Annotated in this window: 10 protein-coding genes; 4 read left to right on the top strand and 6 right to left on the bottom strand. The window is 69.9% G+C overall.

Annotated features, from left to right (window positions below):
- Window positions 1-96: 96 nt before the first annotated feature.
- Window positions 97-1,317: a cysteine--1-D-myo-inosityl 2-amino-2-deoxy-alpha-D-glucopyranoside ligase gene (gene mshC, locus ACZ5BU_RS25165; RefSeq protein WP_465702663.1), complete on the bottom strand. Its 1,221-nt coding sequence runs from the start codon at window positions 1,315-1,317 to the stop codon at window positions 97-99.
- Between the two features lie 102 nt (window positions 1,318-1,419).
- Here mshC and ACZ5BU_RS25160 point away from each other — a divergent pair, with 102 nt between their 5' ends.
- Entirely contained in the window at window positions 1,420-2,118 is a 699-nt protein-coding gene (locus ACZ5BU_RS25160) for a DUF6882 domain-containing protein (RefSeq protein WP_465702661.1), read from the top strand.
- Between the two features lie 32 nt (window positions 2,119-2,150).
- On the opposite strand, the gene ACZ5BU_RS25155 is transcribed toward ACZ5BU_RS25160, so the two are convergent.
- Genes ACZ5BU_RS25155 through ACZ5BU_RS25145 form a run of 3 tightly spaced genes read right to left on the bottom strand, consistent with a single transcriptional unit; the run spans window position 2,151 to window position 4,229 of the window.
- Window positions 2,151-2,945: an SCO1664 family protein gene (locus ACZ5BU_RS25155; protein ID WP_465702659.1), complete on the bottom strand. Its 795-nt coding sequence runs from the start codon at window positions 2,943-2,945 to the stop codon at window positions 2,151-2,153.
- The gene (locus ACZ5BU_RS25150; RefSeq protein WP_465702657.1) at window positions 2,942-3,520 is read right to left on the bottom strand and encodes a DUF3090 domain-containing protein; all 579 of its coding nucleotides are present in this window, start codon (window positions 3,518-3,520) and stop codon (window positions 2,942-2,944) included. The genes ACZ5BU_RS25155 and ACZ5BU_RS25150 overlap by 4 nt, the downstream gene beginning before the upstream one ends.
- Before the next feature lie 13 nt (window positions 3,521-3,533).
- A complete protein-coding gene (locus ACZ5BU_RS25145; protein ID WP_465702656.1) occupies window positions 3,534-4,229 on the bottom strand; it encodes a histidine phosphatase family protein in 696 nt (231 codons plus the stop codon).
- Window positions 4,230-4,288: 59 nt separating this feature from the next.
- Between ACZ5BU_RS25145 and corA the strand changes: the two genes are divergently transcribed.
- Complete coding sequence (gene corA / locus ACZ5BU_RS25140) at window positions 4,289-5,260, top strand: magnesium/cobalt transporter CorA (protein ID WP_465702654.1); 972 nt, start codon at window positions 4,289-4,291, stop codon at window positions 5,258-5,260.
- A 6-nt stretch (window positions 5,261-5,266) separates the two neighbouring features.
- Here the strand turns inward: corA and ACZ5BU_RS25135 are convergent, their stop codons facing one another.
- Window positions 5,267-6,358, bottom strand: coding sequence for a M56 family metallopeptidase (locus ACZ5BU_RS25135; RefSeq protein WP_465702652.1), 1,092 nt, complete (start codon window positions 6,356-6,358; stop codon window positions 5,267-5,269).
- Complete coding sequence (locus ACZ5BU_RS25130) at window positions 6,355-6,753, bottom strand: BlaI/MecI/CopY family transcriptional regulator (RefSeq protein WP_465702651.1); 399 nt, start codon at window positions 6,751-6,753, stop codon at window positions 6,355-6,357. The genes ACZ5BU_RS25135 and ACZ5BU_RS25130 overlap by 4 nt, the downstream gene beginning before the upstream one ends.
- Before the next feature lie 112 nt (window positions 6,754-6,865).
- On the opposite strand from ACZ5BU_RS25130, the gene ACZ5BU_RS25125 reads away from it, so the two are divergent.
- Together ACZ5BU_RS25125 and ACZ5BU_RS25120 are read left to right on the top strand one after the other, a co-directional pair.
- Window positions 6,866-7,414, top strand: a complete 549-nt coding sequence (locus ACZ5BU_RS25125) for a sigma-70 family RNA polymerase sigma factor (RefSeq protein ID WP_465702650.1) — start codon at window positions 6,866-6,868, stop codon at window positions 7,412-7,414.
- Window positions 7,415-7,432: 18 nt separating this feature from the next.
- Window positions 7,433-7,879: a hypothetical protein gene (locus ACZ5BU_RS25120; protein WP_465702648.1), complete on the top strand. Its 447-nt coding sequence runs from the start codon at window positions 7,433-7,435 to the stop codon at window positions 7,877-7,879.
- Window positions 7,880-7,903: the final 24 nt, after the last annotated feature.

Below are 7,903 nucleotides of genomic sequence, written 5' to 3'. Positions count from 1 at the left end.
GCGGTGAACTAGACAGCTCCACTTCACAACCGGAGGCCTTCACCTGTCACACAGACTCACCGCCACCGACCGGGACAACCTCCCTGGACATCACATCTAGAGCTTGACGCCCAGCAAGGCATCAGAGGCCTGGGCTATCAGGGCGGGGGCTTCGGCATCTTCGCCTTCGCTTGCTGCCCACGCGTCCACGGCTGCTAGTGCTGAGACGGTGTCCAGGTCGTTTGTGAGGGCCGCGCGTACGGCGTCTACCGCAGCTGCGCCGTCCGGCCCGGACGGGCGGGCGACCGCGGTGCGCCAGCGCTCGAGCCGCGCCTGCGCGTCGGTGAGGTCGGACGATGTCCAGAACCAGTCGGTGCGGTAGTGGTGGGTGAGCAGCGCCAGCCGGATCGCCATCGGGTCGGCGCCGCCGAGCCGCTCCTTCGACACGAGTACCAGGTTGCCCTTGGACTTCGACATCTTCTCGCCGTCCAGCCCGACCATCGCCTGGTGCACGTACGCCCGCGCGAACGGATGCTCTCCCGTCGCCACCTGCGCGCCGCTCGCCGACATCTCGTGGTGCGGGAAGATCAGGTCCGACCCACCGCCCTGTACGTCGAACGTCATCCCCAGGTACTCCAGCGCGATCGCAGAGCACTCCACATGCCACCCCGGCCGGCCGCGCCCGAGCGCCGAGTCCCACGCCGGCTCGCCGGGCCGCTCGTGCCTCCACAGCAGGCTGTCCAGCGGATCCTGCTTGCCCTCGCGGTCGGGATCCCCACCACGCTCGGCGAACAGCTCGGTCATCGTCGCGCGGTCGTACCCCGACACGCCACCGAAAGCAGGATCGGTCTTCACCGCGAAGTACAGATCCCCGTCGACCGAGTACACCGCACCCACCCGCCGCAGATCCTCGACCGCTGACGCGACCAGGTCGATCGACTCGACGACCCCGATGTAGTGCTGCGGCGGAATCACTCGCAGCGCGGTCATGTCGTCGCGGAACAGCTGGATCTCCTGGGCCGCCAGATCGGTCCACTCGACCCCGGTCGCGGTCGCGCGCTCGAGCAGCGGGTCGTCGACGTCGGTGATGTTCTGCGTGTAGACCACGTCGTACCCGGAGTCCCGCCACAGCCGGTTGATCAGGTCGAACGTGACGTACGTCGCCGCGTGCCCCATGTGCGTCGCGTCGTACGGCGTGATGCCGCACACGTACATCCGGGCGGTCTTCCCGTCACCGGCTTCCACGTCGACCAGGCCGCGGGCCGCGGTGTCGTAGAGGCGCAGCCGCCGGGCCGGCCCGGGTACGACCGGGATGTCTGGTTTCGTCCACGCCTGCATGTGTCGGAGCTTATGCCAGTCCCTTTTTCAATGACGCGACACGGTTCCATTCCGTGGTCCGCAGTTCCCGGTGCACCCCCAGGACGGATAGCCTCGCGGGCGATGACTGCCGACTTCAGTTCCGAGTTTCGCGCGTACGGCGCGTGGATCGCCGCCGCCGCGATCCAGCAGCAGGACCTGTTCAACGAGGTCGTCGGAGCGGACTCGCTGCAGGCCGACCTGACCGAACGGACCCTGAGCAGCGAGCGTGGCGTGCTGGGCGGGATCACGCTGCTCGGCAGCTTCTCCGAGCTCGACGGGACCTGGCTGTGGGGATGGGCGAACCCGGGCTTCGGGCCGGACGCGCCCGCGGTCGTGCCGACCGGCGCGATCCGTGACTTCGGCGAGCGGCACGGGATCACCGAGTTCACCGCCGAGAGCCCGGACCTGAGCGGGTTCGAGCAGCCGGCCCAGGCCGCGACCATGCTCGCGATCACGGCCGGTACGGTGCTCGGCGGCCGCGGCGTCTGGTCGACCGCGATCAACGAGGGCCGCGGCCACGTGTACCTGCACGTCGCGGACGAGCAGCTGCCCGAGGCCGGGTTCGACGCGATCGCCACGCCGCGGCTGCTGCTGACCGCGGTCGGCGTGTTCCCGTCCGACCACCGCCAGGTCGTCCGCGGCTACTTCCAGCACTTCGGCCTGCAGTTCGACGAGGGCCCGGACTCGATCCGCGGTACTGCGGCCAACGGCAGCGCCGTCGTCGCATCCTTGGACGAACTCGGCCGGCTCGCCGACGTCAGCGTGCAACCCAAGGCCTAGAAACACCCAAGGCTTAGAAAGAAACCCAAGGCTCAGAACGCGGGCCAGGGAATGGCCGGCCAGTCGTCGCTCGGGTACGGGAAGGTCCCGGTCTTGAGCAGCGTCGCGCAGCGTTCCCTGGTCGCGGTCAGCTCGACCGTGGTGATCAGCTCGCACAGTTGCTGCCCGAGCGCGCCGGCCAGCTCGTCCGCCAACCGCCGTACGTCGGCCAGCAGCTCGGCCGGGATCGGGTCGCCGGCCCAGCCCCACAGGACCGTACGGAGCTTGTCGTCGGCGTTGAACGTGACGCCGTGGTCGACTCCGTACACGCGTCCGTCGCCCGGGTTCAGTACGTGGCCGCCCTTGCGGTCGGCATTGTTGACCACGGCATCGAACACCGCCATCCGCCGCAACGCTTCGTTGTCCGCGTGCACCAGGGTCACCGGGTTGTGCCGCCCGTCGAGCGCCTCGAGTACGCCGACCCAGCCCTTCGGTACGCGCCCTTGCGGGACGATGTCGACCAGCTCGGTCTCCCCCGGCCCGAGCTCGGCCTCGTCGATCCACAGCTGGACCATGCCGACGCCGAGGGGACCGTCGCGGAGCAGGGTCGGCGGTACGACGTGCCACCCGAGCGCCTCGGACACGACGTACGCCGCGAACTCCCGCTGCGCGAGTGTGCCGTCAGGGAAGTCCCACAGCGGACGCTCGCCCTCGACCGGCTTGTAGACAACGGTGGCGGTCGCACCGGACAGGCTCACCGAGCCCTGGTACGTACCGTTCGAGGCCGCGACCAGGCGGCCGTGCAGCGACAGCTCTCCCAGGGCGAGGAGCTCGGGGTCGATCGTCATTCGGGCAGGTGCCTGCGGTAGCCGTTGGCCCGGGGACAGATGTGGCCGTCCGCGTCGATCGGCCGGCCGCAGAACGGGCAGCTCGGCCGGCCCGACGCCACCAGCGCGACCGCGCGGCGGGCAAAGGCCCGTGCCTGCTCCTCGGTGATCCGGACCACGAACACCTCAGCGTCGTCGGATTCCATCGCCGCAGTGACCGGGTCGGGCTCCTCCTCGAGCTCGGCCGGGTCGACGGCGACCACCGCGAACACCTCGATCACCACCCGCTCGGCGTCGGCCTCCCAGGCCAGCGTCATGGTGCCGGCCCGGAACTCCTCCTCGATCGGCTGCTCCAGCGGGGCGGTGTCGTCAGCGCCGGTCTGGGTCACCGGGTCGCGGTCGAACCGCCGGGCGACCTCGTCCAGCATCACGTCGAGCCGCTCCGCGAGCGCCATCACCTGTTCCTTCTCGCACGCCACCGAGGTCAGCCGGTGCCCGGCCCGGGCCTGCAGGAAGAACGTCCTCGCACCTGGTTCCCCGACGGTACCGGCGACGAACCGCTCGGGGTCGTCGTAGGAGTGCACAACTCGCGCCATACCTATGACCCTATTACCGTCCGCCGACGACCGCGTCCGAGGACTGCTTCTTCGGCTTCGCTTTCGCTGACGGCTTAGGGACGAGCGAGGCCAGCTCGCTGCCGGAGTCGTTCAGCCGGACCAGGAACGGACGGGTCGCGGTGTACGTGATGATCGTGGTCGACGCGGTGTCCACGACGATCCGCTGGAACGTGTCCAGGTGCTGACCAAGCGCGTCCGCGACGATCGCCTTGATCACGTCGCCATGCGAGACGGCCACCCAGATCGCGCTGTCACCGTGGCTCTTCGCCAGCTCCGCGTCGTGCGCCCGTACGGCGTCGACAGCTCGTTGCTGCATCGCCCGCATCGACTCGCCGCCGGGGAACGTCACCGCCGAAGGGTGCTGCTGTACGACGGTCCACAACGGGTCCTTCGCCAGCGTCGCGATCTTCTTCCCGGTCCAGTCGCCGTACCCGCACTCGGTCAGCCGGCGATCCGTTGCCGGACGCAACCCGTCGTGCGGCTTCGCGATCGCGGCCGCGGTCTGCTTGCAACGCTCCAGCGGCGACGTGACGATCGCGGCCAGCGGTAGCCCGGCCAGTCGCTCGGCGACCGCCGCAGCCTGCTTGACGCCGGTGTCGTCGAGTTTCACGCCGGGCGTACGGCCGGCCAGCGTGCCGGAAGTGTTCGCGGAGCTACGGCCGTGGCGGACCAGAATCACCGTGGGCATGGACTGCACGTTAGCGGGTCTCACCAAGCGGTGCGGCATACCAGTGTCATCATGGTCGGGTGATCGTGGACTGCGGGGTGTACGCCGGCGGGGAGCGGCAGCAGCTGCCCAAGGACCCGGAGACCGTTGCCCATGCCATCGACGACGACCACGAGAGCTTCGGCTGGATCGGCCTGCACGACCCGTCGGACGCCGAGATGGAGCGGGTCCAGCGGCTGTTCGGGCTGCACGACCTCGCGGTCGAGGACGCGCTGCAGATCCACCAGCGCCCGAAGGTCGAGCGGTTCGGCGACACCATCCTCGTCGTACTGCGCACCCTCTGGTACGTCGACGAGGGCGACGCGGTCGAGACCGGGCAGGTGACCGCGTTCATCGGACAGCGGTACGTCGTGACCGTGCGGCACGGTGAAGGTGGCGAGCTGGCGACCACCCGGCACGAGCTGGAGGAGCGGGCGTCGATGCTGGGACACGGCCCGGCCGCGGTGCTGTGGGCGATCTGCGACGCGATCGTCGACGACTACGAGACGGTCGCGGAACAGGTCGACGTGGACGTGGACGAGATCGAGAGTTCGGTGTTCTCCCCCGAGCGGACCAGCGACGCGGAGCGGATCTACCGGCTGAAGCGCGAGGTGCTGGAGATGCGCCGAGCGATCGACCCGCTGCGCGAACCGATGGAACAGTTCGCGCACGGCGTGGCCGGTCTCGGCCCGAAGGCAAGCCCGTTCTTCCGGGACGTCGCCGACCACCTGAGCCGGGTGTCCGACCAGGCCGAGGCGATCGACACCCTGCTCACGTCCGCCCTGAACGCGCACCTCGCGCGCGTCTCGGTCCAGCAGAACGACGACATGCGGAAGATCTCCGCCTGGGTCGCGATCGCCGCCGTACCGACGATGCTGGCCGGCATCTACGGCATGAACTTCGACAACATGCCCGAACTCCGCTGGCACTTCGGCTACTACGCGATCCTGATCGTGATGGCCCTCGTCTGCATCACCATGTACCGCTTCTTCCGCAAGGTCGGCTGGCTCTGACCCACGTCAGCCCGGTGGGCCGGAGCTGCCGTCTGCGTGGAGGGCCGGGGCTGCCGTTTGGGCGGTGGCGACCGGTGGGCGGTTCGCGGCGACGGCGGCCGGGGCGAACGCGGTCAGTACGGGGACCAGGAGCGCGGCGGCGATACCGGCCCGAACCGCGCCGCGGCCCCGCCGGCTGAGCGTTGCGGGTGGAAGTAGCAGCCGCCGGACCCGCGCGACCGCGTCGGAGTCCCCGGCGGCCAGCGCGCTCGCCGGGGCGATCGGCACGCTGCCGGCCGGTTGTCCGGTCGCGACTGTGAACAGCGCTGTCGCGATGGTCTCCCGCGCGTGCGTACGAGCGGCGACGTCGTCGGCCTGCATCTCGATCAGCCGCCGTACCACCGATAGCAGCTCGCGCATCAGCGGCAGTGCCGGCAGCATGCCCGCAACCACCGCGGCACTCGCCAGCAGACTATGATGCCTGCACCGCACATGCGCCCGCTCATGAGCGACCACGGCAGCAACCTGTGCCCGCGTAAGCGCCGCAAGAAGCCCGCTGGTCAGGACAACGATGCCTAGCCGGTCAGCCCGACCAGCCCGACCGGTCCGGCCGATCCGGCTCGTCCGGCCGGTGCGGCCGGTGCGGCCGGTGCGGCCGGACAGGCTGTAGGCGGCGGGTCGGGGGTCGTCTACGATCACCGCCGGCCAGGCCGGTGTCCGCCGGCCGGCGACGGCGATCAGTGCCTGCTGTTTGCGACGCTCCGTACGGCGGAGCTGGACGACCTGACCGGTTACCCAGCTTGCACGGACGACGATGACTGCCGACAGGCAGAGGCCGGCGACTGCGACCACGGTGCCGCCGGGGGTGCTGTAGGCCGAGCGGATCCGAATGATGCAGGCTCCGAGCAGCTCGCTGACACCACTCGACAGAGCAGTGTGCGGAACCGCGATCGTCAACCCAGCAAGGAGCAGCGCCACCGGCACCGACCAGGCCACTGACAACAGCAGAGCCACTCCGAGCCGTGGAGCGCGTTCCAGCCACCCGCTTCGCCGGCACAACGACCCACCCCCGACACCCAGGCCCAGCGCATAGAACAGCAACACCGCACCGACGGTCACCGTCCTGTCTCCCGGCGGCGGTGGGCGAGGGCTTCGGCTAGGGCTCGTGACAGTACTTCGGCGTCCTCGGCGTCGATCTCCTCGGCGAACTTCGCGAGCGCTCCGGCGCGGTCGCTGGTGCCGGCGAGCGCGTCGTTCATGAGCGCGGCGGCGTACTCCTGGCGGCTCACCGCGGCCAGATACCGCCAGGCCCGCCCGTCCCGCTCGCGGGTCACCCAGCCCTTGCGGAACAGGTTGTCCAGCACGGTCATCACGGTCGTATAGGCGAGTGGCCGGCGCGTCTGCAGCGCATCCACGACCTCCCGGACGGACCGCTCCGCACCCGCCTCCCAGAGCCGCTCCATGATCGCCGCTTCGAGCTCGCCGAACGGACGCAACCGTCGGGATGCGGCCACGAGCAACACTCCTTCCGAGAGTCGTCCTGCGGGCTAACACGCACCGCGACCACGAAACGTTCAATCCGCCGCAGCACTGAACGGATCCGATCTACTAAGCGTGTTAGTAGCCATGCCGATCGAACCCCGGCGGAACGATCCGCCACCCATGATGGACGGCGCCGCCGCCGACCACGCACTGGCACTCCTGTACGCCGACCACGCGAAGGCCCTGCTCGGCTTCGCGGAGCGTTTCACCGGCGATCGTGGGCGCGCCGAGGACATCGTCCAGGAGACGTTCCTGCGCGCCTGGCGTCATCTCCCCCGGCTGCTCGAGGACGACCGGCCGGTCCGGCACTGGCTCTTCCAGGTCGCCCGGCGGCTGCTCATCGACGCGGCCCGCTCGGCCGGCGTACGCCCGCAGTTCGCGGCGGACAGCTACGACCAGGAGCCGTTCGCCGACGGCGGTTTCGACCAGCTGATGGACCGGCGGGTCCTCGTCGAGGCACTCCGCGGCCTGTCGCCGCAACATCGCCAGATCGTCGTCGCCACGTTCTTCCTCGGCTGCCCGATGCACGTCGCGGCCGAGCAGCTCGGAGTTCCACCCGGGACCGCCCGCTCCAGGCTGCACTACGCCCTCGGCCGGCTGCGCCGGCAACTGCACCCTTCACTCGCCGCCTGACCACCCCGGGAGCCACCCATGAACAACACCAGTACGAAATCCCGCCACCTAACGGGCGAACGCCTCGCCCGTGCCACCGCCGCCGTCCTGCTCGGAGCGATCGCCGTCGTCCACGTCCTCGAGCTCGGGGATCAACTCGCGGAGAACAAACTCGTCGGCTACGCGTTCATCGCCCTCATCGCCACTGCCGTGATCGCCGCCGCAGCGCTGATCGCCGTACCCAGCCCGCGGGTCTGGGGTCCGGTCGGCCTGCTCGCCGCCGGTGCGCTCGCGGCGTACCTGCTGAGCCGTACGACCGGCCTGCCGACCGACAGCCTCGAGATCGGCAACTGGAGCTGCACGCTCGGCATCGCCGCCCTCACGACCGAAACGCTCGTGCTTGCCATCGCGACCTGGCAACTGCGAGCACGCGGCACCGCGCCGGAACCGTCCGCGATCACCGTTGCCGAAGACACCGAACTCTGACCACGCCACCTCGAAGCCACCTCG

This window comes from Kribbella sp. NPDC031520 (genome assembly GCF_055580825.1).
Note: the sequence above shows the minus strand (reverse complement) of the source record. Positions and strands in the feature narration are given on the sequence as shown.